This window comes from Burkholderia sp. PU8-34, assembly GCF_053427725.1.
Genome location: NZ_JBSAXC010000002.1, coordinates 706,640 through 727,612 on the forward strand (window position 1 = coordinate 706,640; position 20,973 = coordinate 727,612).

Annotated in this window: 19 protein-coding genes; 12 read left to right on the forward strand and 7 right to left on the reverse strand. The window is 68.9% G+C overall.

Translation table 11 applies throughout. The features are described from left to right. The first annotated feature begins 56 nt into the window (after positions 1 to 56). From ACV22Z_RS07890 to ACV22Z_RS07905, 4 genes are all read left to right on the forward strand, one after another. Complete coding sequence (locus ACV22Z_RS07890; RefSeq protein WP_448075747.1) at positions 57 to 1,136, forward strand: ABC transporter ATP-binding protein; 1,080 nt, start codon at positions 57 to 59, stop codon at positions 1,134 to 1,136. Continuing rightward, entirely contained in the window at positions 1,133 to 2,005 is an 873-nt protein-coding gene (locus tag ACV22Z_RS07895) for an ABC transporter permease (protein WP_448075748.1), read from the forward strand. The genes ACV22Z_RS07890 and ACV22Z_RS07895 overlap by 4 nt, the downstream gene beginning before the upstream one ends. Next, positions 2,005 to 2,946 carry an ABC transporter permease gene (locus ACV22Z_RS07900; RefSeq protein WP_448075749.1) on the forward strand — a complete coding sequence of 314 codons (942 nt, stop codon included), beginning with the start codon at positions 2,005 to 2,007 and terminating at the stop codon, positions 2,944 to 2,946. Before ACV22Z_RS07895 ends, ACV22Z_RS07900 begins: the two co-directional genes overlap by 1 nt. A 302-nt stretch (positions 2,947 to 3,248) precedes the next feature. After that, a complete protein-coding gene (locus ACV22Z_RS07905) occupies positions 3,249 to 3,686 on the forward strand; it encodes a hypothetical protein (protein ID WP_448075750.1) in 438 nt (145 codons plus the stop codon). 170 nt (positions 3,687 to 3,856) lie between these two features. Here the strand turns inward: ACV22Z_RS07905 and ACV22Z_RS07910 are convergent, their stop codons facing one another. After that, positions 3,857 to 3,997 (reverse strand): hypothetical protein, encoded by a 141-nt coding sequence (locus ACV22Z_RS07910; protein ID WP_448075844.1) that lies wholly within the window; start codon positions 3,995 to 3,997, stop codon positions 3,857 to 3,859. Between ACV22Z_RS07910 and ACV22Z_RS07915 the strand changes: the two genes are divergently transcribed. Then, positions 3,945 to 4,157, forward strand: a complete 213-nt coding sequence (locus tag ACV22Z_RS07915; RefSeq protein ID WP_448075751.1) for a hypothetical protein — start codon at positions 3,945 to 3,947, stop codon at positions 4,155 to 4,157. The two genes, ACV22Z_RS07910 and ACV22Z_RS07915, sit on opposite strands and share 53 nt — an antisense overlap. Positions 4,158 to 4,481: 324 nt before the next feature. On the opposite strand, the gene ACV22Z_RS07920 is transcribed toward ACV22Z_RS07915, so the two are convergent. Then, entirely contained in the window at positions 4,482 to 4,778 is a 297-nt protein-coding gene (locus ACV22Z_RS07920) for a DUF4148 domain-containing protein (RefSeq protein WP_448075752.1), read from the reverse strand. A gap of 182 nt (positions 4,779 to 4,960) precedes the next feature. Here ACV22Z_RS07920 and ACV22Z_RS07925 point away from each other — a divergent pair, with 182 nt between their 5' ends. Both ACV22Z_RS07925 and ACV22Z_RS07930 read left to right on the forward strand, forming a co-directional pair. Continuing rightward, entirely contained in the window at positions 4,961 to 5,638 is a 678-nt protein-coding gene (locus ACV22Z_RS07925) for a heavy metal response regulator transcription factor (protein WP_448075753.1), read from the forward strand. Next, entirely contained in the window at positions 5,635 to 7,137 is a 1,503-nt protein-coding gene (locus tag ACV22Z_RS07930) for a heavy metal sensor histidine kinase (RefSeq protein ID WP_448075754.1), read from the forward strand. The genes ACV22Z_RS07925 and ACV22Z_RS07930 overlap by 4 nt, the downstream gene beginning before the upstream one ends. On the opposite strand, the gene ACV22Z_RS07935 is transcribed toward ACV22Z_RS07930, so the two are convergent. From ACV22Z_RS07935 to ACV22Z_RS07945, 3 genes are all read right to left on the reverse strand, one after another. Continuing rightward, a complete protein-coding gene (locus ACV22Z_RS07935) occupies positions 7,118 to 8,584 on the reverse strand; it encodes an efflux transporter outer membrane subunit (protein ID WP_448075755.1) in 1,467 nt (488 codons plus the stop codon). The two genes, ACV22Z_RS07930 and ACV22Z_RS07935, sit on opposite strands and share 20 nt — an antisense overlap. A 32-nt stretch (positions 8,585 to 8,616) precedes the next feature. Further along, on the reverse strand, positions 8,617 to 10,074 hold the full coding sequence (locus ACV22Z_RS07940) for an efflux RND transporter periplasmic adaptor subunit (protein ID WP_448075756.1): 1,458 nt from the start codon (positions 10,072 to 10,074) through the stop codon (positions 8,617 to 8,619). A gap of 71 nt (positions 10,075 to 10,145) precedes the next feature. After that, positions 10,146 to 13,385 carry an efflux RND transporter permease subunit gene (locus tag ACV22Z_RS07945; RefSeq protein WP_448075757.1) on the reverse strand — a complete coding sequence of 1,080 codons (3,240 nt, stop codon included), beginning with the start codon at positions 13,383 to 13,385 and terminating at the stop codon, positions 10,146 to 10,148. A gap of 323 nt (positions 13,386 to 13,708) precedes the next feature. On the opposite strand from ACV22Z_RS07945, the gene ACV22Z_RS07950 reads away from it, so the two are divergent. Next, a complete protein-coding gene (locus ACV22Z_RS07950) occupies positions 13,709 to 13,996 on the forward strand; it encodes a DUF4148 domain-containing protein (RefSeq protein WP_448075758.1) in 288 nt (95 codons plus the stop codon). On the opposite strand, the gene ACV22Z_RS07955 is transcribed toward ACV22Z_RS07950, so the two are convergent. Next, on the reverse strand, positions 13,997 to 14,977 hold the full coding sequence (locus ACV22Z_RS07955; protein ID WP_448075759.1) for a D-2-hydroxyacid dehydrogenase: 981 nt from the start codon (positions 14,975 to 14,977) through the stop codon (positions 13,997 to 13,999). 304 nt (positions 14,978 to 15,281) lie between these two features. Between ACV22Z_RS07955 and ACV22Z_RS07960 the strand changes: the two genes are divergently transcribed. The 4 genes from ACV22Z_RS07960 to ACV22Z_RS07975 all read left to right on the forward strand — a co-directional run bounded on the left by ACV22Z_RS07960 (position 15,282) and on the right by ACV22Z_RS07975 (position 18,973). Then, positions 15,282 to 16,472: a CaiB/BaiF CoA transferase family protein gene (locus ACV22Z_RS07960; RefSeq protein ID WP_448075760.1), complete on the forward strand. Its 1,191-nt coding sequence runs from the start codon at positions 15,282 to 15,284 to the stop codon at positions 16,470 to 16,472. 21 nt (positions 16,473 to 16,493) lie between these two features. Beyond that, positions 16,494 to 17,444 carry a hydroxymethylglutaryl-CoA lyase gene (locus tag ACV22Z_RS07965; RefSeq protein ID WP_448075761.1) on the forward strand — a complete coding sequence of 317 codons (951 nt, stop codon included), beginning with the start codon at positions 16,494 to 16,496 and terminating at the stop codon, positions 17,442 to 17,444. Between the two features lie 52 nt (positions 17,445 to 17,496). After that, positions 17,497 to 17,880, forward strand: a complete 384-nt coding sequence (locus tag ACV22Z_RS07970) for a VOC family protein (RefSeq protein ID WP_448075762.1) — start codon at positions 17,497 to 17,499, stop codon at positions 17,878 to 17,880. 196 nt (positions 17,881 to 18,076) lie between these two features. Beyond that, positions 18,077 to 18,973 carry a LysR family transcriptional regulator gene (locus ACV22Z_RS07975; protein ID WP_448075763.1) on the forward strand — a complete coding sequence of 299 codons (897 nt, stop codon included), beginning with the start codon at positions 18,077 to 18,079 and terminating at the stop codon, positions 18,971 to 18,973. A 167-nt stretch (positions 18,974 to 19,140) separates the two neighbouring features. Here the strand turns inward: ACV22Z_RS07975 and ACV22Z_RS07980 are convergent, their stop codons facing one another. Next, positions 19,141 to 20,589 carry an MFS transporter gene (locus tag ACV22Z_RS07980; protein WP_448075764.1) on the reverse strand — a complete coding sequence of 483 codons (1,449 nt, stop codon included), beginning with the start codon at positions 20,587 to 20,589 and terminating at the stop codon, positions 19,141 to 19,143. Positions 20,590 to 20,973: the final 384 nt, after the last annotated feature.

Below are 20,973 nucleotides of genomic sequence, written 5' to 3' on the forward strand. Positions count from 1 at the left end.
CAAGACACGGCGGGCGCTGCGGCGCCCGCGTCATCGGAGGCAGTCAGGAACACGTGATGAAGCATACTTTCGAAACGCTGCGCCTTGACGCGGTATGCCGCAGCTTCACCAATGCGGAAGGCGCGCAGGTCGCCGCGCTGAGCGGGCTCGACCTCGACATCCGGCGCGGCGAATTCATCGCGCTGCTCGGCCCGTCCGGCTGCGGCAAGTCGACGGCGCTCAACTGCATCGCGGGCCTGCAGCCGCTCACGAGCGGCGGCATCTGGCTCGACGACACGCGCATCGACGTGCTGCCGCCCGAGCGGCGCGGGTTCGGCATGGTGTTCCAGAACTACGCGCTGTTCCCGCACATGTCGGTGCTCGACAACGTCGGCTTCGGCCTCAAGATGCGCGGCATGTCGAAGCAGGAAACCCGCACGCGCGCGAAGGAGGCGCTCGAGCTCGTGCAGCTCGTCGGCCATGAAGGCAAGCTGCCCGGCCAGCTGTCGGGCGGGCAGCAGCAGCGCGTCGCAATTGCGCGCGCGATCGTGATCGAGCCGCCGCTCGTGCTGATGGACGAGCCGCTGTCGAACCTCGACACGAAGCTGCGCATCGAGATGCGCGCGGAAATCCGCCGCATCCACACGCAGCTCGAACGCGCGACGATCTACGTGACGCACGACCAGGACGAGGCGCTGTCGATGGCCGACCGGATCGTCGTGATGAAGGAGGGCGTCGTCCAGCAGGTCGCGTCGCCGAAGGCGGTCTATACGCGGCCGCACAACCTGCACGTCGCGCGCTTCATGGGCTATCGCAACGTGCTGCCGTTCACGCTCGAAGGGATGGCGGGCGACTACGTGACGGTCGCCGCTTCAGGCGTGCGGCTCACCGGCGTGCCGATGGCCGGCTTCGACCGCAAGGACGTCGTGGTCGCGCTGCGCCCCGACGATTTCGAACTGGCCGATGCGGCCGACGACAATGCATTCGACGTCACGGTCGAGACGGTCGAATACGGCGGACGCGATTCGCTGCTCCGCGCAGTCGCACCGTTCGGCAAGATCTGGGCGCGCGTGGCGGGCGAGTTCACCGAAGACGAGCGGCTGCGGCTGCGGATCGCGCCCGAACGCACGCTCGTCTATGCGGGGGAAGCGGCATGAGCACGCTCCTCGCGCCCGGCGCGCCACGCGACGCGAAAGGCTGGCTCGTCACGCCCGCGCTCGGTTTCATCGTCGCGCTGTTCATCTATCCGTTCGCTTATGGGCTCGTGCTGTCGTTCCAGCCGATTAACGGCGGCGGCGTGCTCGCGAACTACGCGCAGTTCTTCACCGACACCGCAATGTGGCCGACCGTGATCGTCACGCTGAAGCTCGCGGTGCCGGCGACGCTGATCAACGTCGGCGTATCGGTGCCGGTCGCGTTCGCGCTGCGCCGCCATTCGCCGTACCAGAAGTTCGTGACGACGCTGCTCGTGATCCCCGTCACGCTCGGCACGGTGCTCGTCGCGGACGGGATGCTCACGTACTTCGGCCCGAACGGCTGGTTCCCGCAGGCGCTGCAGGGGCTGCACCTGTACACGGACGAAGTGCGCCTCACGCACAACTACTGGGGCGTGCTGCTGTCGCTGATCGTATCGGGCTTTCCGTTCGCATTCCTGCTGATGCTGTCGTACATCAGCGGCATCGACCCGACGCTCGCCCGCGCCGCGGCGACGCTCGGCGCGAACCCGTGGCAGCAGTTCCGGCAGATCTACCTGCCGCTCCTCGTGCCGGGGCTCACGATGGCCGCGTGCCTGTCGTTCGTGCAGGCGTTCTCGGTGTTTCCGTCGGCCGTGCTGCTCGGCGCGCCGGCCGGCCCGACGCGCGTGATCTCGATCGCCGCGGCCGAGGCCGCGTTCGAGAGCTACGACTATTCGCTCGCGTCGGCGATCGCGATCGTGATGGGTTTCGTGCAGCTGCTGGTGGTCGCGTCGATGCTCGGCGCGCGCCGTTTCTTCTATACGGGGCCGGTGACGGGAGGCAAGGGCTGATGGCGACCGACAATCATGCCGCGCGCACGTGGCCGTCGCAGTCCGGCCAGCACGACGCGCGACGCGACGACGGCACGCGGCCCGTCAACGCAATGAAACCGCCAAAGCTGCGCAGCAGCCTGGCCGCTCGTGCGTGGAAGGCGCTCGTCTGGGGCGTGATGGCGTTCTTCCTGCTGAACGTGACGCTGCTGATCGCGACCGTCGCGGTGAACTCGGTCGCGACCCGCTGGTTCGGCACGCCGCTGCCGCAGGGCTTCACGCTGCACTGGTATGCGAAGGCGTGGGAGGACTTCCAGCTCGCGAGCGTGCTGTGGGTGACGGTCGAAGTGGTCGGCGCGGTCGTGCTGCTGTCGATCGCGCTCGGCGTGCCGGCCGCCTATGCGCTCGCGCGCGCGCAGTTTCCGGGCAAGCGCTTCGCGCTGCTGGTATTCCTGCTGCCGCTGATGGTGCCGCCCGTCACGTACGGCATTCCGATGGCGACCGTGATGTACAAGGTCGGGCTCGCGGGCACGTTGTCCGGCGTGATCCTCGCGAACCTCGTGCCGGCGCTGCCGTTCGTGATCCTCGTGATGACGCCGTTCATCGAGCAGATCGACCCGAACCTCGAATCGGCCGCGCGCATCTTCGGTGCGAACACGTGGCGCTATTTCCGCTACGTGCTGCTGCCGCTGCTGGTGCCGGGCATGCTCGCGGCGGGGCTGCTCGTGCTGGTGCGCACGATCGGGATGTTCGAGCTGACATTCTTCACCGCCGGGCCGAGCACGCAGACGCTCGTCGTCGCGCTGTACTACGCGGTGTTCTCGACCGGCGTGCGCGCGCCGCAATCGATCGATGCGATGGCGATGATCTACATGGCGATCACGCTCGTGTGGGTCGTGATCGCGCTGCAGTTCGTGAGCCCGACGCAGCTCGTGAGCCGCGTGAAGCAGGAGCGGCAGTAGCGGGCTCATCCGCCACGCGGGACCGGCAGGGTGGCGACAGTCTGCCGTCGCCGCCCTTCGTCCGGATCGTCCGACGGCTTGCCGCCATGCGCCGGCGTGCGGCAACGCGATACGTACCGCGGACGCATACCGCGCCGCGCCGACGGGCAGTGCCGCGCGACAGCCCCGTGCAATTGGTTACAAATGGATACCGCGTACGGGGCGCGAACGTTGCAGACTACGCGGCATACCGGCGCGCGGCCGGCGTCTTCCGGGGCGCAGGCGCGGCGCGTTTTCCGATGCACCCCGAATCACGGATCGCCATGAAGTTCCACACGCTGCTGACGCTCGGCGTCTCGACGATGCTCGTCGCCGCCTGCAACCTGTTCCATGACGGCCCCGGCGCGACCGACATCGACGCGGCCGTACGGCGCTCGCTCGAGGCTGAAAACCACGGCGGCCTCAACGCGCTGCTCGGCCAGCCGCTGCCGGTGTCGGCCGACGTCGTGTCGGTCAAGGCCGACGGCGACTGCAAGAAGGCCAGCGAGCGCACGTACACATGCAACGTCGTGTTTACGTGGCGCAACCCCGACAATGCGCCGACGCGCGCGGAGCTGACCTTCGTGCAGGGCGCCGACGGCGCATGGCAGACGTCGAACGTCGACGCGGCGCTCGCGACGGGCGCGGCCAAATCGATGATCGACCGGATCGGCAAGGCCTGGCCGGGGAACGCGGCGAGCGCGGCGTCGGCGCCGCAGTAAGCCGAGCGGCTGTCGAAGCACCGGCTCGCGCCGGCACGCATTCGCGTTGCGCGACGCGCAAGATCAATGGTGCGAATAGCCAGCGATGGCACCGTGCGCGAGCGTCACGCTATCATCAGACAAATAATGCCGCGCCCAACTCGCGACAGCGGACACTTGTTCGCGTGCCGTCAGATACCGAGTCGCACCACGGCATCGCCGGATAAGGGAAAACCCTGATTTTGAGATATAATGTCGACCTTGAAGAAAGGTCGAATCATGCCTGAACGTTTCCAAGCTCTTGAAAGAATTGCGTTTTCGATGATCTGCATGTCCGCGGTCGTGTGTTCCGCGTTCCTCGCGTACGCGCAGCATCCGGAGATCAAGGCCGCGTTGCATCAAGGCGAAGCGCTGATGCGCGAAAGCGCGAAGTATTCGGCCGTTTGCGCGCCGACGTCGGCCGACCCGTGCGTCGAGATGTCCGCTTACTGATCCCGATCGCCTGATTTCTCGCGTGCGCGTGTGACGCGCACACGCGTTGCGGTGAGCGAGGCGTGGGCCTCGCGTTACATCCCTCCAGCAAGCTCCCCCAGCAAGCAGCAACCGCTTCATGCGAAGCGCCTCGTCCGTGCGCCGTGCCGCACGCGATGCATCGCCCGTGCGCGGGCTGGCGTCGCGTTTCGAGACGTTGAACCTACCGCGCCGGCACGGGAATCGAAGCGGTCGATCAAGATATCCGTAGTGCAAAATTTCATCGAATCCCTGCGCGTGCCTCTGCCGGACGCGGCGGCATCGCGCCGCGTCCGGCAGCCGGCGTCATTGCGATGACGTCGACACGTCGGCCGGCGTGCCGATCGACGCGGTCGCGGTCGGCATCGGCAGGTCATGATGGATGGCATAGAGCTGGCGATTGCGCGCGATCTGCGCCGGCGACGGCGGATAGTCGTTCCGGTTCGACGGCAGCAGCCCGTCGGCTTCCGCGTCGATCAACTGGTGGCGGACTTCGGCGCGCGTGAGCGGCGCCTGCGTGGACTGGGCGAACGCGGACGCGCCGAACGGCAGCGTGAGCGCCTCGATGACAAAAGCAGCGACGAAGGCAGCGACGATTTTCATGGCGACTCCTTGGCGAATGAATGAGTGGGGGTGCCCCACGTTTTCCATTCTGGTTGCCGCGCCCGTCGCGAAACTGACCCGCGGATTACAGTTCGGTAATCAACGGCCGTCGCACGGCCGCGACGCGTTTCGCGCCTGCCGTTTCCCGGTAACATCGGCGCATGCGTTCACCGGAGCCGATCATGCGCATCCTGATAGTCGAAGACGAGCCGAAGACGGGCGCGTACCTGAAGAAGGGGCTCGAGGAATCCGGCTTCAGCGTCGATCTCGCGAAAGACGGTGCGGAAGGGCTGTTGCTCGCGCAGGAGGAAACCTATGACGTGATCGTGCTCGACGTGATGCTGCCCGTGCTCGACGGCTGGGGCGTGCTGAAGCGGCTGCGCGAGACGCACACGACCCCCGTGCTGTTCCTGACCGCGCGCGACGACGTGCAGGACCGCGTGCACGGGCTCGAGCTCGGCGCGGACGACTATCTCGTGAAGCCGTTCGCGTTCGTCGAGCTGCTCGCGCGCGTGCGCACGCTGGCGCGCCGCGGGCCGCCGCGCGAGACCGAACGCATCACGGTCGGCGATCTGGAAATGGACGTCGTGCGCCGCCGCGTGCGACGCGGCGCCGTGCGGATCGACCTGACGCCGCGCGAATTCGCGCTGCTGCAGCTGCTCGCGCGCCGGCACGGCGAGGTGCTGAGCCGCACGCAGATCGCGTCTTACGTGTGGGACATGAACTTCGACAGCGACACCAATGTCGTCGAGGTCGCGATCCGGCGCCTGCGCGCGAAGATCGACGACGATTTCCCCGTCAAGCTGATCCACACCGTGCGCGGCGTCGGCTACGTGCTCGAACCGAAGGGCAGCGCATGACGCTCGGCCGTTCGCTGACGGCGACCCTCGCGGTGGCGTTCGGCGCGACCACGCTCGCGGTGTTCGCGCTGGTCGGCACCTACGTGTATGTCGGGCTCGAGCGGCAGGTACGCACGCAGGACGATCTCGACATCGTGCTCGCCGCGCGGCACGCGCGCCGGCTCGCGGGCGAGCTGGACTCGCTCGACGGCGTGCGCACGCATGCCGATCGCCTGACGAGCCTCGTGCTGGGCAACAAGGCGCTGTCGATGGCCGTCGCCGACGCGAAAGGCAACGTGCTCGCACGTCACAACGTCGAGCGAACTGAATTCGAGGACCTGCGGGCGTCTGGCGCATCTCCAGCATCTCCCGCATCTCCCGTGTCCGGCACGCCGGACGCCGCACCGCCCGATGCCGAGCTGTTTCCGCCGCACGTCGCGCCCGTGCCCGCCGACGCGCGGATCGGCGACGCGCAGATCGCGACGTGGACCGCCGACGACGCTACGCCCGTGCGCGGCGTCGTCGCCGAAGCGGCGCTGCGCGACCATACGCTGATCCGGATCGCGGTCGCGCGCAACATGAGCGACCGCGTGCGCCTGCTCGACAGCTATCGCGACAAGCTGAAACTCGCGGGCGCGCTCGGCGTGCTGCTCGCGATGCTGCTCGGCTACTGGCTGATCCGCACGACGCTCGCACCACTGCGCGAGATCGTGTCGAACACCGGCCGGATCACCGTCGACAAGCTCGACACGCGGCTCGACGCATCGCGTGCGCCGCGCGAGCTGCGTTCGCTCGTCGATGCGCAGAACGCGATGCTCGGCCGCCTGCAGCAGGCGTTCGGGCACCTGTCGCAGTTCAGCGCGGATCTCGCGCACGACCTGCGCACGCCGCTGAACAACATGCGCGGCGCGACCGAGGTCGCGCTCGCGCGGCCGCGCTCGCCCGACGAATACCAGGCGCTGCTCGAATCGAACCTCGAGGAATACGACCGGCTCGCGCGAATGATCGAGAACGTGCTGTTCCTCGCGCGCGCCGAGCATCCGGGCTTCGTCACGCGCCAGCGCGCGTTCGACGTGCATGACGAGCTGACCCGCATCGCCGGCTACTTCGAAGGGCTCGCCGACGAAGCCGGCTCGGTGCTCCGGGTCGAAGGCAGCGGCCGGCTGACCGCCGACATCGAGCTGTTCCGCCGCGCAGTCAGCAACCTGCTCGCGAACGCGCTGCGCTACACGCCGAAGGGCGGCGAGATCACGTTGAGCGTGCGCGAGACCGCGGCGTCGGTGCAGGTCGTCGTTGCGAACCCCGGCGAGCCGATCGATCCGGCGCTGTTGCCGCGCATCTTCGAGCGCTTCGTGCGCGGCGATCCGGCACGCAGCGGCGGCGGGCCGGGCGGCACGGCCGGGCTCGGCCTCGCGATCGTACGCTCGGTGATGGAACTGCACGGCGGCACCGCGCGCGTCGAGAGCGACGCGGCGGGCACACGATTCATCCTCGATTTCTTCAGGACTTCGGCGGCGTGACCGCCTCCGCGCGCGCAGCCTGCCAGCTGCCGCCGAGCGCCTTCAGCAGCGCGACCGCGGCCTCCATCCGGCGCGCGGCGATCTGGTCGGCGAGGCGCCGGTTCGACAGCGCGATCGTCTGTGCGGTCACGACGTCGAGATAGCTCACCGCGCCCGCGGTGAAGCGGTTCGTCGTCAAGCGCAGCGACAGGTCCGCCGCGTCGCTCGCGCGCTGCTGGCTGCCGGCTTCGGACGCCAGCGTGTTCATCGCCGACAGTTCATCCTCGACCTGCTGGAACGCGACAAGCACGGTCTGCCGGTAGTCGGCGACCGCGCCGTCGTACTGCGCGGTCGCGCCGCGCAGCGTCGCGCTGCGGCGCCCGCCGTCGAACAGCGTGCCGACGAGCTGCGGGCCGAGCGACCAGAACAGGCTGGGCGCGGTGAGCCACGGCGCAAAGAACGAACTCTCGAGGCCCGCGCTCGCCGACAGCACGAGATCGGGGAAAAACGCGGCGTGCGCCTCGCCGATCTGCGCATTCGCGGCGGCGACGCGGCGTTCTGCGGCCGCGATATCGGGCCGGCGCTCGAGCAGTTGCGACGGCATGCCGGCCGGAATCGCCGGCACGTCAAATGGTTGCACGCGCGGCGGCAGCGCAAACGTCGACGCGTTCTCGCCGACGAGCGTCGCGATCGCATGCTGGAGCTGAGCGCGCGACACGTCGATGTCGGCATCCTGCGTGCGGGTCGATTCGAGCTGCGTCGCTGCCTGCGCGACGGCGGACGCATCGATCGCGCCCGCCGCGAGCTGCTGCTTCAGCAGGTTTAGCGCATCGGCGTAGGCACGCACGGTGTCGTCGAGCAGCTGCTTTTGCGTGTCGAGCGAACGCAGCGCGAAGTAGTCGGTCGCGAGTTCGGCGGCGACCGACAGCTTCACGGCCTGCAGGTCGGCCGCGCTCGCGTCGGCGTTTGCCTGCGCGCCGGCCACCGCATCGCGCACGCGGCCGAACACGTCGGGCTCCCAGCTCGCGGTGAGGCCGGCCAGATGATCGGGCGTGGTCTTGCCGGCAAGCGACGAGCCGAGCTTGTTCTGCGAGATACGGGAGCGGCTTTGCGCGACGCCGGCCGTCACTGTCGGCAGGAAGCCGGCGTGCTGGTAGTCGACCATCGCGCGCGCTTCCTGCAAGTTCGCGACCGCTTTCTTCACGGTCTGGTTCGATACGTCGACGCGCGCCTCGAGCGCGTTCAGGTCCGCGTCGCCGAACACGGCCCACCACGCGCCGCGTGGCGCGGCGTCGGCCGGCGCCGCGACGTTCCAGCCGGGCTGCGCAGCCGGCGCACCTGCGTAATGCGCGGGAATGGCGACGGCGGGCGGTGAATAGGGCGGCAGCGTCGAGCAGGCGGCGAGCGACGCGGCGACACCGAGCGCGACGACGCGGCGCACGAATGGGAGTGGGCGGAACGGGCGCATGCTTTGCATTCCTTGCTGTTCGGTTCGACGGGTCAATCTCGGCCACTCGCGTCGGCGGACGGGATGGCGTTGCGCGCAGCAGAGACCGTCGCGACAGGCTTGGGCAGCGTGCCTGCTGCGCGAGTCGGCGCGACAGCCGATCCCGCGACGAGCGGCGTTGCCGGCACCGCGCTGTGCGCAACCGACACGACCCGCACGGTCTCGCCCGCCGCGATCGCATCCCCCGGGTTGTCGATCACGCGATCGGTAGCGGCAAGCCCCGCGACGATCTCGACGTGCGTGCCGAAATCCCGCCCGATCTGCACGGTCTTCAGCGCAGTGCGGCCGTTCGCGCCGACGGTCGCGACCGTCACGCCGTCCGGCCGGTACAGCAGCGCGCTGACAGGCAGCTCGAACGCGGGTGCCGCGCTCGGCACGAGCAGGTGAGTCTGCGCGTAGGCGCCCGGCATCAGCGCGCCGTCGCGGTTGTCGACGTCGATCTCGACGCGCAGCGTGCGCGTGACGGGATCGATCGCGCCCGCGCTGCGCGCGACGTGCGCAGCGAAGCGCCGGCCCGGGTACTGCTGCGTGGTCAGGTAGACGGACGTACCGACCGAGATGCCGGCCGCGCTGTCCTGCGGCACGTCGACGAACACGCGCAGCCGGTCGGTCTGCTCGAGATGGAACAGCTCGCCGGAAAGCCCCGGGCTGCCCGGCGTGCCGCCCGCCGTGACGAGCGTGCCGACGTCGACGTTGCGCGCGGTGATCACGCCGTCGAACGGCGCGGTGATCGCCTCGTACGACACGAGCTCGGTCAGGTGCGCGACATTCGCCTGCGCGGACGCGAGCATCGCGCGCTTCGCGTTCATGTCCGCGACTTTCGTGTCGGTGTCCTGCTGCGACACCGACTGCGTCTTCAGCATGTCCTGCCAGCGCTGCGCGGTCGATTTCGCATAGTCGTAGTTCGCCTGCGCGGTTGCGGCGTCGGCACGCGCCTGCCGAAGTTGCGCGTCGAGATCGGGCGCGGCGATCTGCGCGAGCGTCTCGCCGGCCGTCACGTGCGTGCCGATGTCGGCGCGCCAGTGCGCGATGTAGCCGCTCGTGCGCGCATAGATCGACGCCTCCGCATACGGCATCACCGAGCCGGGCAGCGTCAGCGTCTGGCTCGCGGGCGCGGCGCCGGGCAGGATCACCGAGACCGGCAGCGCCTGCTGTGCGGCGACCTGCGTGCGCTGCGCGGCGCGTGCGTCGATGCGCGGCACGATGCCGATCGCGAGCAGCGCGACGGCGGCCGCGATCGCGGCGAGCGGGGCCGTCAGCGATCGGCGGCGACGAGACGGCGCCGATTCGGGAGCGCCAGGCTCGCGTCGTGCATCGGACGCATCTGCGCGCGCTGACGCAGTCGCGGGCGCATTGGATTCATTGGATTCATTGGACGTACTGGATGTACTGGACGCAGCTGGCGCATCGGCGCACGGCGGCGAAGCGAGGGGTTCGGTCGTATCGTTCATGGTCGGTGAGATCGGGCGAGTCGGACGGAGTCAGGACAGAGTCAGGACGAATCGGGACGAATCGGGACGCATCAGGGCATCGCGGGCGTATCCTGCGCGCGGCGCGCAGCAGCCGCTTCGCGGCGCCGGTCGAGCCACGCATGGACGAAGCCGAACACGACCGGCACGAACAGCAGCGTCGAGATCGTGCCGAACGCGAGGCCGCCGATCACCGCGCGGCCGAGCGGCGCGTTCTGCTCGCCGCCGTCGCCGAGGCCGAGCGCCATCGGCAGCATGCCGATCAGCATCGCGAGCGCGGTCATCACGACCGGGCGGAAGCGGCCGAAGCCGGCGTCGAGCGCGGCCTGCCACGGCGGCGCGCCGTCGCCGATCCGCTCGCGCGCCGCGTTGACGACGAGAATGCTGTTCGCGGTCGCAATGCCGATGCACAGGATCGTGCCGGTCAGCGCAGGCACCGACAGCGTCGTGTTCGTGACGAACAGCATCCACGCGATGCCCGCGAGCGACGCGGGCAGGCCGCTGACGATCACGAGCGGGTCGAGCCACGACTGGAAGTTGACGACCATCAGCAGGTAGACGAGCGCGATCGCGAACACGAGGCCGGTGAGCAGCCCGCCGAACGCTTCGTGCATCGCCTGCACCTGGCCGCGCAGCACGATCGACGAGCCGGGCGGCAGCTGCGCGCGTGCGTCGTCGACGAGCTTCGTCACGTCGGCCGTGACGCCGCCGAGGTCGCGGCCCTGCACCGACGCGAAAATGTCGAGCACGGGCTGTACGTTGTAGTGCGACACGACCGCCTGCTGCGTCGCGCGCGTGAAGGTGCCGAGCGTGCCGAGCAGGTTCTGCGCGGGCGCACCGGCGGCCGGCCCGCCGGCGGGCGTCTGCGGCGCACGCGCGTCGGTCGGCAGCGGCACGTTCGCAAGCGCCTGCAGCGAATCCACCGCGTACTGCGGCGTCTGCACCAGCAGCGGATAGCTGACGCCGTTGCGCGGGTCTAGCCAGAAGTTCGGCGTCGTCTGCGAGCTGCCGGACAGCGCGATCAGCAGGTTCTGCGACACGTCGCGCTGCTGGAGCCCGGCCTGGATCGCCTTGGTGCGGTCGACGTTCACGTCGATCGCCGGTGCGTCGCCGGGCTGCTGGATACGCGCGTCGACGAGGCCGCGCACGCCGCGCAGCTGCGCGAGCAGGCGGTTCGCGACCGCGCGGTTCTGGTCGAGCTTGTTGCCGACGATCTGGATGTCGATCGGCGCGGGCAGCCCGAAGTTGAGGATCTGGCTGACGATGTCGGCCGGCAGGAACGCGAAGGTCACGCCGGGGAACGCCTGCGCGAGCTGGTTGCGCAACGTCGCGACGTATGCGGCGGTCGGATGGTGGTTCGGCTTCAGCGTGACCATCACGTCGGCGTCGCCGGCGCCGACCGGGTCGGACGAGTCGTACGTGAGGTTGATCCCGCTCACTGGCACGCCGATGTTGTCGAGCACGCCGGCCAGTTCGTTCGCCGGAATCACCGAGCGGATTCGTGCCTCGACTTCGTCGGTCAGGCGCGCGGTTTCCTCGATCCGCGTGCCGGTCGGCGCACGCAGGTGCAGCCGGATCTCGCCCGTGTCGACCGACGGGAAGAAGTCGCGGCCGGCGAAGGCGAAGAGGCTCGTCGACGCGACGCACGCAAGCAGGAACGCAGCCGCGAAGCGGCGACGTTGCGCGATCGCGGCCGACAGCAGCGCGCGATAGCGCACGCGTACCGCCTCGAAGCGCCGTTCGAAGCCCGCCTGGAAGCGGGCCAGCTGCGCGATGGGCGCGAACACGCCGCGCGGCGGCTCGCCACCGGCGCGACGCGCGCGCATCAGCACCATCGCGAGCGTCGGCACCAGCGTGCGCGAGAAGAAATACGACGCGGCCATCGCGAAGATCACGGCTTCGGCCATCGGCACGAACAGGTAGCGCGCGACGCCGGTGAGCAGGAACATCGGCACGAACACGATGCAGATCGACAGCGTCGACACGAAGGTCGGCACCGCGATCTCGCCCGCGCCGGTCAGGATCGCGTCCTCCAGCGGCGCACCGCGTTCGAGGTGGTGCGTGATGTTCTCGATCGCCACCGTCGCATCGTCGACGAGGATGCCGACCGCGAGCGCGAGCCCGCCGAGCGTCATGATGTTGATCGTCTCGCCAAGCGCCGACAGCGCGAGCAGCGAGCTCAGCACCGCGAGCGGGATCGACACCGCGATGATCAGCGTCGCGCGCCAGCTGCCGAGGAACAGCAGGATCATCAGCGCGGTCAGGCACGCGGCGATCAGCGCCTCGCGCACGACGCCCTGGATCGCCGCTTTCACGAACACCGACTGGTCGCCGAGCGCGCTGATGTGCAGCGCCTTCGGCAGGCCGGCCGCGATCTTCGGCAGCATCGCCTTCACCTGGTCGATGATCGTCAGCGTCGATGCGCTGCCCGTCTTCTCGACGGTGAGCAGCGCCGCACGCTTGCCGTCGGCGCGCACGATGTTGGTCTGCGGCGCATACCCGTCGCGAACGTGCGCGACGTCGCGCACGTAGACCACATTGCCGCCGATGGTCTTGACCGGCAGGTTGTTCAGCGCGGCGACCGTCTGCGTGCTGCCGTTCATCTGCACGTTGTATTCGCGCGTGCCGATCTTCGCGGTGCCGCCCGGCAGGATCAGGTTCTGCGCGTTGATCGCGTTCACCACGTCGATCGGCGCGAGCCCCTTCGCCTGCAGCGCGCGCGTGTCGAGATCGACGACGATCTGGCGGATCTTGCCGCCGAACGGCAGCGGCACGGCCGCGCCTTGCACGGTCGCGAGCTGCGTGCGGATGAAGCTGTTGCCGAGGTCGTACAGCTGCTGCTCGGCGAGCGAGTCGCTCGACAGCCCGAGCTGCAGGATCGGCACCGTCGACGCGTTGTACGTGATGATGTTCGGCGGCAGCGTGCCGGGCGGCAGGATTCGCAGGATCGACGCGGAGTTGCTCGCGGCTTCCGCGATCGCGCGATTGATGTCGGCGCCCGGGTGGAAAAAGATCTTCACCACCGACACGCCGTTCAGCGACTGCGACTCGATGTGCTCGATGTCGTCGACGTCGGACGTAAGCGCGCGTTCGTAGTTCGACGTGATCCGCTTGGCCATGTCCTCGGCCGAGAAGCCGTTGTACGACCAGACGATGCTGACGACCGGAATGTCGATGTTCGGAAAGATGTCGGTCGGCGTGCGCAGGATCGCGAGCGGTCCAGCGATGAAGATCAGCAGCGCGAGCACGACGAACGTATAGGGCCTGCGCAATGCGAGCCGGACGATCCACATGATGTTGTTCCTCGAAGCAGGGCACGGCCACCGCGTCGATGCGGCGAGTGCGCAGTGTGCTGGCCGCGTGTTGACCTGCGTCTGACCCGAGGATTACGAACCTGTTATCTGCGTTCCACGCGAATGCAGCGCGAATTCTGCACGAATGGGGCACGAATCGCCGATCGGCAGATTGCGAATTTGTCATCTTGCGGTCAGCGTCGCGCAGGGGCCGCTCGCCACAATGAACGTGTCGGCCGAAGCACCGCACCGACGGTCCTGCCGGCCGCGCATCGACGATGCGCGCTTATCGACACGTCGACACTTCATCGAGGAGCACCACCATGAAACGCAAGCTGATGGCAGCCGCCGTGCTGCTCACCATCGCGATCGGCATGCCGGCCGCCGTGTTCGCGCAGACGACTTCGCAACACGAAGTGACGCGCGCCCAGGTGATCGCCGACCTGGTCCAGGCGCAGCGCGACGGCACCGTGCCCGCGCCGAACTGGGACTATCCGCCGAGCCGGCAGACGATCGAGCGCAATCGCGAGCTGTATGCGCTCGGCCACGGCGAACAGGGCGTCACCGTCAGTCACGCGTCGGCGTCCGCGCCGACGTCGAGCGGGCAGTGATCAGCTCGCCGTCACGACGTTGCGCGGCGCGCCGTCATGAAACGCGGCGACGTTGTCCACCAGCTGATCCGCGAGCGCCTGCATCGCGTCGTCGCTCGCCCAGCCGACGTGCGGCGTGAGGATGAACGCCGGATGCGACAGGATCGCGTGGAACGGATGCGCGGCCGGCAGCGGTTCCTCGGTGACGACGTCGAACCCGGCGCCCGCAATCTGTCCCGAGCGCAACGCGTCGACGAGTGCCGCTTCGTCGACGAGCCCGCCGCGCGCGGTGTTGATCACGAGCGGCCGGCGCGCCATCCGCGAGAATGCGGCCGCATCGATCAGATGCCGGGTCGCGGGCGTCAGCGGGCAATGCAGCGACAGCACATCGCACTGTTGCAGCAGCGTATCGAGCGGCAAGTAGCCTGCTTGCGGATCGGTATTGGCGCCATGCGCGGCGAACAGCACGCGCATGTCGAGCGCGCGCGCGATGCCCGCGACCGCACATCCGAGCACGCCGTCGCCGACGATGCCGAGCGTCGAGCCGGCCAGGTCGCGGATCGGAAAATCGAAGAAGCAGAACTGGCCGCTGTCAAGCCAGCGGCCCGCGCGCACGGCGTCGCGATACGCGACGAGGCTGCGGCGCAGCGCGAAGATCAGCGCGAACGTGTGCTCGGGCACGGTGCGCGCCGCATAGCCGCGGATGTTGGATACGACGATGCCGCGTGCCGCGCAGGCGTGCAGGTCGACGTTGTCGGTGCCGGTCGCGGCAATCGCGACGAGCCGCAGCCGATTGGCGCCGGCAAGCGTGGCCGCATCCAGCCGGACCTTGTTGACGATCACGACGTCAGCGTCGCGGATGCGCACGGCGACGTCGCTCGACACGCTCCGTTCGAACGTCCGCAGTTCGTGCGGAAACGGAAACGGCTTCAGGACTGTGTGCGGCGACAGCGTCGCGCGATCGAGAAAGACGATGTTCAGCGGAGAGGGCGAGTGGGGCATGTGGGACAGGGCGGCGCCAGTGGGGTTCGGTGACATGCGAGTGACGTGCGGTTGACGTGCGTCCGGCGGACGCGGGAAGCACACGATTGTGCGCGCCGCGCGACCTCGCGCATTGCCCGTTGCTCCACCGCACTTTCCGCAACGGAAAGCCGGTCGCGGGCGCCGCGGCCAGCCGGCGAGCCGCAGCACGCCGATGCGTGCCTTTCCAATCCGGAAAGGCTGCTTGAGCATCGATCGATATTCGGCGCGCCCGAACCCGGTCATGATCGCCGCCATGGACAACACGACTTCTTCGGAGACAGCCATGACGAGACCGCTGGACGGCATCCGCGTGCTGGAACTCGGGCAATTGATCGCCGGGCCGTTCGCGGGCCGGATGCTCGCCGAGTTCGGCGCGGACGTGATCAAGGTGGAACCGCCGGGCACCGGCGACCCGCTGCGCAAGTGGCGGATGCTGCACGACGGCACGTCGGTCTGGTGGGCCGCGCAATCGCGCAACAAGACGTCGCTGACGCTCGACCTGCGCACGCCGGAAGGCCAGGACGTGATCCGCCGGCTCGCGGCCGACGCCGACGTGCTGATCGAGAACTTCCGGCCCGGCACGCTCGAAGGCTGGGGGCTCGGCTGGGACGTGCTGTCGGCGCTCAATCCGCGGCTGATCATGCTGCGCGTGTCGGGCTACGGGCAGACCGGGCCGTATCGCGACCGGCCGGGCTTCGGCGTCGTCGCCGAGGCGATGGGCGGCCTGCGGCACCTGACCGGCGAACCGGGCCGCACGCCGGTGCGCGTCGGCGTCTCGCTCGGCGATTCGCTGTCCGCGCTGCACGGCGTGATCGGCGTGCTGCTCGCGCTGCGGCATCGCGAGCAGCAGGGCGGCAACGGGCAGGTGGTCGACGTCGCGCTGTACGAATCCGTGTTCAACATGATGGAGAGCCTGCTGCCCGAATACTCGGCATTCGGCGCGGTGCGCGAGCCGGCCGGCAGCAGCCTGCCCGGGATCGCGCCGAGCAATGCGTACGCGTGCCGCGACGGCAAGTACGCGCTGATCGCGGGCAACGGCGACAGCATCTTCCGACGGCTGATGGACCTGATCGGGCGTCCGGATCTCGGCAACGATCCCGCGCTCGCGCACAACGACGGCCGCGTCGCGCAGGTCGCGCACATCGACGCGGCGATCGGCGCGTGGACCGCGCAGCACACGCTCGACGACGTGCTGGCCGCGCTGAACGAAGCGCGCATCCCGTCGGGCCGGATCTACGACGTCGCCGACATTGCGGCCGATCCGCATTACCGTGCGCGCGAGATGATCGTCGACGACACGCTGCCGGACGGCACGCCGGTTCTCGTGCCGGGCATCGTGCCGAAGCTCGGCGCGACGCCAGGACGCATCGAGCGCGCGGCGCCCGCGCTCGGCGCGCACACCGACGCGGTGCTCGATTCGCTCGGCATCGATGCGGCGACCCGCGACGGCTGGCGCGCGCGCGGCGTGATCTGAACCCTGACGGACGACCTGACGATGAAAGGCAAACGGCTCTACCTCAACGAAGTCGCGACACGCGACGGCTTCCAGAACGAAGCGCGCTACGTCGACACCGACGACAAGATCGCGCTCGTCGACGCGCTGAGTGCGTGCGGGTACGCGAAGATCGAAGTGACGTCGTTCACGTCGCCGAAGGCGATCCCGGCGCTGCGCGATGCGGAAGCCGTGATGCACGGCATCGCGCGCGCGCCGGGCGTCGTCTATACGGTGCTCGTGCCGAATGTGCGCGGCGCCGAGCGCGCGCTGTCGTGTGATGTCGACGAAGTGAACCTCGTGATGTCGGTCAGCGAGAGCCACAACCGGACCAACCTGCGGATGACGCGCGAGCAGTCGTTCGCGCAGCTGCGCGACGTGATCGACGCGGTGCGCGGCACGGGTGTCGCAGTGAACGTGTCGCTGTCGACCGCGATGGGCTGCCCGATGGAGGGCGACGTGCCGGCCGAGGCCGTGCTCGCGTGGATCCAGCGCTTCGCGGATCTCGGCGTGCAGGGCGTCACGCTGTGTGACACGACAGGCATGGCATACCCGTCGCAGGTGCGCGATCTGTGCGAACGCGCGACGGACCGCTTCGGCGCGCTCGAACTGACGCTGCATTTCCACAACACGCGCGGGATGGCGCTGGCGAATACGCTCGCCGCGCTCGAAGCGGGCATCGTGCGCTTCGACGCGTCGCTCGGCGGGCTCGGCGGCTGCCCGTACGCGCCGGGTGCAACCGGCAACGTGTGTACCGAAGAACTCGTGCACATGCTCGAACTCGACGGCTACGATACAGGCATCGACCTCGCGGCGGCCCTCGACGCGGCCGCGCGGCTGCCGGCGCTGATCGGGCACGACGTGCCGAGCCAGATCCTGAAGGCCGGGCGGCGCTCGGACCTGCATCCCGTGCCCGCGGCCAGCCAGATGCCGTCGCAGCAGGCGTTTTCATGACCGTGCGCGCGACACTTCGCGACATCCGGACATCCACGACAAGGAGAACAACATGGCGCTGATCGACCACCTCGATCACCTCGTGCTGACGTGCGTCGATCCCGACGCGACGAAGCACTTCTATACGGAAGTGCTGCAGATGCAGCTCGAAACCTTCGGCGCGGGACGGATCGCGTTCCGCTTCGGCAACCAGAAGATCAACCTGCACGTGCGCGGCTCGGAGTTCGAGCCGAAGGCGCACCTGCCGGCGCCGGGCGCGCTCGACCTGTGCTTCATCGCGTCCGTGCCGCTCGACGACGTGATCGCGCACCTGCAACGGATGGCATGGCCGATCGTCGAAGGGCCGGTCGAGCGCACCGGCGCGACGCAGAAGATCCGCTCGGTCTACGTGCGCGATCCGGATCTGAACCTGATCGAGATATCCGAGCTGATCTGACGCGCGCTCACGCCGTATCTGCCGATCAGGCCGCTTCGCGCGCCTGATCCTCTCCCTTCGATCCGCGCCCGGTCCCGCCGCGACCGGGCTTTCCGCACTTTCGCCGCGTGGCCGGTTGACGCACAATCGGTCACGGCGGGCCGACCGCGCGATGCGCACCGCACCGCCCCCATTCTCGGCAAACACGCAACACGACATGGTGAATCCGCTTCATTTCGATCTGCAGTCGCTGCGGGTGTTCGTGCTCGTCGCGGAACACGGCAGCCTGACGAAGGCGGCCGAGCACGGCCAGCTCACGCTGTCCGCGGTCAGCAAGCGGATCGCGGAACTCGAGAGCGTGACCGGCAGCGCGCTGTTCGTCCGGCACGCACGCGGCGTCGAACTCACGCCCGCGGGCCGCGCGCTGCTCGACCATGCGGCGAAGGTGATCGACCAGGTGAACCGGATGGCGCACGAGATGAGCGACTACGTCGCCGGCGTGCGCGGACACATCCGCGTGTGGGCGAACACGTCCGCGATCGTCCAGTTCCTGCCGGTCGATCTCGCCGGTTTCCTGACCGCGCATCCGGGCATCAAGGTCAGCCTCGAGGAGCGCCTGAGCCACGAGATCGTCGATGCGCTCACGGCCGGCAAGGCCGACCTCGGCGTGTTCGCCGACAACGTGCCGGCGCCCGGCATCGAGCGCCGGCTGTACCGGCGCGACGAACTCGTGCTGCTCGTGCCGCGCGGGCACCGGTTCGCCGGGCGCGCGTCGATCCGCTTCGCCGATACGCTCGACGAGGACTATGTCGGACTCAGCGACGGCAGCTCGCTGCTCGCGCGGATGACAGATGCCGCCTTCGCGGTCGAACGCTCGCTGAAGCTGCGGATCCAGGTGTCGAATTTCGACGGCGTGAGCCGGATGATCGAGGCGGGACTCGGGATCGGCATCCTGCCGCGCGACGCGGTGACCACTGAACGCGCGGGCTCGCGGCTGTGCGTGGTGAAGCTGGACGATGCGTGGGCAACGCGCACGCTGTGGGTCGGCGTGAAGGCGGGCACCGTGCTGACGACCGACATCGCGAACCTGTTCGATTTCATGTCGGCGCGCTGAACGGGCGCATCGCGGTCATTGCATGACGGTCGCGCAGCCCGTGTGCTTCGCCGCTTCGCCGTGCCACGCACGAACAGGACGAAAGCCGGGCGCACCGGCCCGGCGCTTCGAAGCGAACGGCAGCGGGCGACGCTCGTTCGCCGCGCCGCAAGCTGCCGTCGTCACCCTCACACCGGGTTGATCTCGTCCTGGCTGCGCCGCGTGGTCAGCGGCCCGAGCACGCGCAGCGTGATCGCGACGATCCCGAGCGCGACCGAGATCACGCCGAACATCGCGCCGGCGCCGTACTGGGCGAGCACCGGCAGCAGCACGAACGGCAACGCGCCGCTGACGATGCGCGACAACGCGTAGGTGCTGCCGATCGCGGTCGAGCGCACGCGCGCCGGAAAGATCTCGGCCTGGTACACGTGATACGCGTTGCTGAACACGTTGGATGCACAGGTCGTCAACACGCCGAAGCAGACGATCAGCACGGTATTGCCGGAATACGCGAAGCCGAGACCGCACGCGGCGATCGCGAGGATCGAGCCGATCACGAGCGTGCGGCGCTCGATCCAGTTGAGCAGCGGAATCGACAGCAGCGAGCCGATCGGGTAGCCGACGAACGACAGCGCGATGAACAGCGTGCTGTCCGTCACGTCGAAGCCGCGGCTCTTCACGACCGTGCCTGCCAGCGTGCCGAAGCCGTAATAGCCGAAGCCCTGGAACAGGTGGAAGATCGCGAGCATCAGGTAGCGCCGGTCGTACGGCTTGCGGCGCAGCAGCTCGATGCGCTCGGAGAGCGCGAGCGGGCGCTGCGGTTCGGCGGAGGCGGCGAACTGTGCCGGCATGCGTACGCCGGCACTGTCCGCGAAGCGCCGCAGCATCGCATGCGCTTCGTCGACGCGGCCCTGTGCGAGCAGCCAGCGCGGGCTTTCGGGCAACCGGCGCTGGACCAGCAGCACGTAGACGGCGCCGAGGCTGCCGATCGCGAGGATGATGCGCCAGCCCGCGATGCCGCCGATATGCAGCGGATTGAGCCACACCGCGAGGAAGCCGACGAGCGGCACCGCGACATACGACGTCGTGTACGCCCACGCGGCGAGGCGGCCACGCCGCTCCTTCGGCAGGATCTCCGACAGGAAGCTGTCCGCGATCGGGTAGATCGCGCCGACGCCGATGCCCGTCAGGAAGCGGCACGCGACCAGCATGTCGGCATTCACCGAAAAGGCGCCGATCAGCGAGAACGCGCTGTACCAGGTCAGCGTCAGCACGAACGCCTTGCGTCGGCCGATGCGGTCGGCGAGGCTGCCGAGGCACAGCGCGCCGAAGAACATGCCGATGAATGCGGACGCGAGCAGCAGCTTGAAATCGCCGCTTTGCCGGTTCAGCCCGTATTCGTGCTGCAGTGCGGTGCCGATCGTGCTGACGAGGAAGATCTCGTACATGTCGAAGAACAGCCCGACGCCGATCACCCAGACGACGAACCGGTGCAGCGCGCCGACAGGCATGTCGTCCATGAAATCGCCGAGCGTGACGTCGCGGGTCGCGCGCGGCGCCGTGCCGGCATCGGCGGGGTGGACGACGGGCGCGGTTCTGCCCGCGTCGCCGCCCAGTTCGAGAGATTGGCTGTTCATCGTGTCTCCTGATTATCGGAAGGCCGCGGCGCACGTCCGGGCCGGAAGCGGCCGTTCCGCGATTGAACGGGGACGGTCGCCCGATCGGGGCTTCGCCGGTCCGCCCGCCGTCCATCGAACGGTCAGGCGATCCTGTGCACGCCGATCGTCCGGCAGAGTGTGGGCGATTTGCCCGCTGACGATAATTGCGGATGTCTCAAGCATCCTTTCCCGGACAGAAAGGCTCCCGTCGGGACCTGTCCCCATCGGCGCGCGGTCAGGCCGGCGTGCTCGCGTGCCGGCCGCCCGAGAAAGAACGCCGCGCAAGTGCCGACGAGCGCCAGCGCCGCGAGAAGGGCGGCCGTCACATGCAATGCCGTCTCGTTCCGCTGTGATGGCCGCAGG

Coding starts and splice junctions, on each gene's coding strand:
- ACV22Z_RS07925 (WP_448075753.1), top strand. CDS start 4,961: ATGCGCATCCTGATAGTCGAAGACGAGCCGAAGACGGGCGCGTACCTG.
- ACV22Z_RS07940 (WP_448075756.1), bottom strand. CDS start 10,074: ATGAACGATACGACCGAACCCCTCGCTTCGCCGCCGTGCGCCGATGCG.
- ACV22Z_RS07905 (WP_448075750.1), top strand. CDS start 3,249: ATGAAGTTCCACACGCTGCTGACGCTCGGCGTCTCGACGATGCTCGTC.
- ACV22Z_RS07900 (WP_448075749.1), top strand. CDS start 2,005: ATGGCGACCGACAATCATGCCGCGCGCACGTGGCCGTCGCAGTCCGGC.
- ACV22Z_RS07970 (WP_448075762.1), top strand. CDS start 17,497: ATGGCGCTGATCGACCACCTCGATCACCTCGTGCTGACGTGCGTCGAT.
- ACV22Z_RS07895 (WP_448075748.1), top strand. CDS start 1,133: ATGAGCACGCTCCTCGCGCCCGGCGCGCCACGCGACGCGAAAGGCTGG.
- ACV22Z_RS07960 (WP_448075760.1), top strand. CDS start 15,282: ATGACGAGACCGCTGGACGGCATCCGCGTGCTGGAACTCGGGCAATTG.
- ACV22Z_RS07890 (WP_448075747.1), top strand. CDS start 57: ATGAAGCATACTTTCGAAACGCTGCGCCTTGACGCGGTATGCCGCAGC.
- ACV22Z_RS07945 (WP_448075757.1), bottom strand. CDS start 13,385: ATGTGGATCGTCCGGCTCGCATTGCGCAGGCCCTATACGTTCGTCGTG.
- ACV22Z_RS07930 (WP_448075754.1), top strand. CDS start 5,635: ATGACGCTCGGCCGTTCGCTGACGGCGACCCTCGCGGTGGCGTTCGGC.
- ACV22Z_RS07920 (WP_448075752.1), bottom strand. CDS start 4,778: ATGAAAATCGTCGCTGCCTTCGTCGCTGCTTTTGTCATCGAGGCGCTC.
- ACV22Z_RS07910 (WP_448075844.1), bottom strand. CDS start 3,997: ATGCAGATCATCGAAAACGCAATTCTTTCAAGAGCTTGGAAACGTTCA.
- ACV22Z_RS07915 (WP_448075751.1), top strand. CDS start 3,945: ATGCCTGAACGTTTCCAAGCTCTTGAAAGAATTGCGTTTTCGATGATC.
- ACV22Z_RS07980 (WP_448075764.1), bottom strand. CDS start 20,589: ATGAACAGCCAATCTCTCGAACTGGGCGGCGACGCGGGCAGAACCGCG.
- ACV22Z_RS07935 (WP_448075755.1), bottom strand. CDS start 8,584: ATGCGCCCGTTCCGCCCACTCCCATTCGTGCGCCGCGTCGTCGCGCTC.
- ACV22Z_RS07955 (WP_448075759.1), bottom strand. CDS start 14,977: ATGCCCCACTCGCCCTCTCCGCTGAACATCGTCTTTCTCGATCGCGCG.
- ACV22Z_RS07950 (WP_448075758.1), top strand. CDS start 13,709: ATGAAACGCAAGCTGATGGCAGCCGCCGTGCTGCTCACCATCGCGATC.
- ACV22Z_RS07965 (WP_448075761.1), top strand. CDS start 16,494: ATGAAAGGCAAACGGCTCTACCTCAACGAAGTCGCGACACGCGACGGC.
- ACV22Z_RS07975 (WP_448075763.1), top strand. CDS start 18,077: ATGGTGAATCCGCTTCATTTCGATCTGCAGTCGCTGCGGGTGTTCGTG.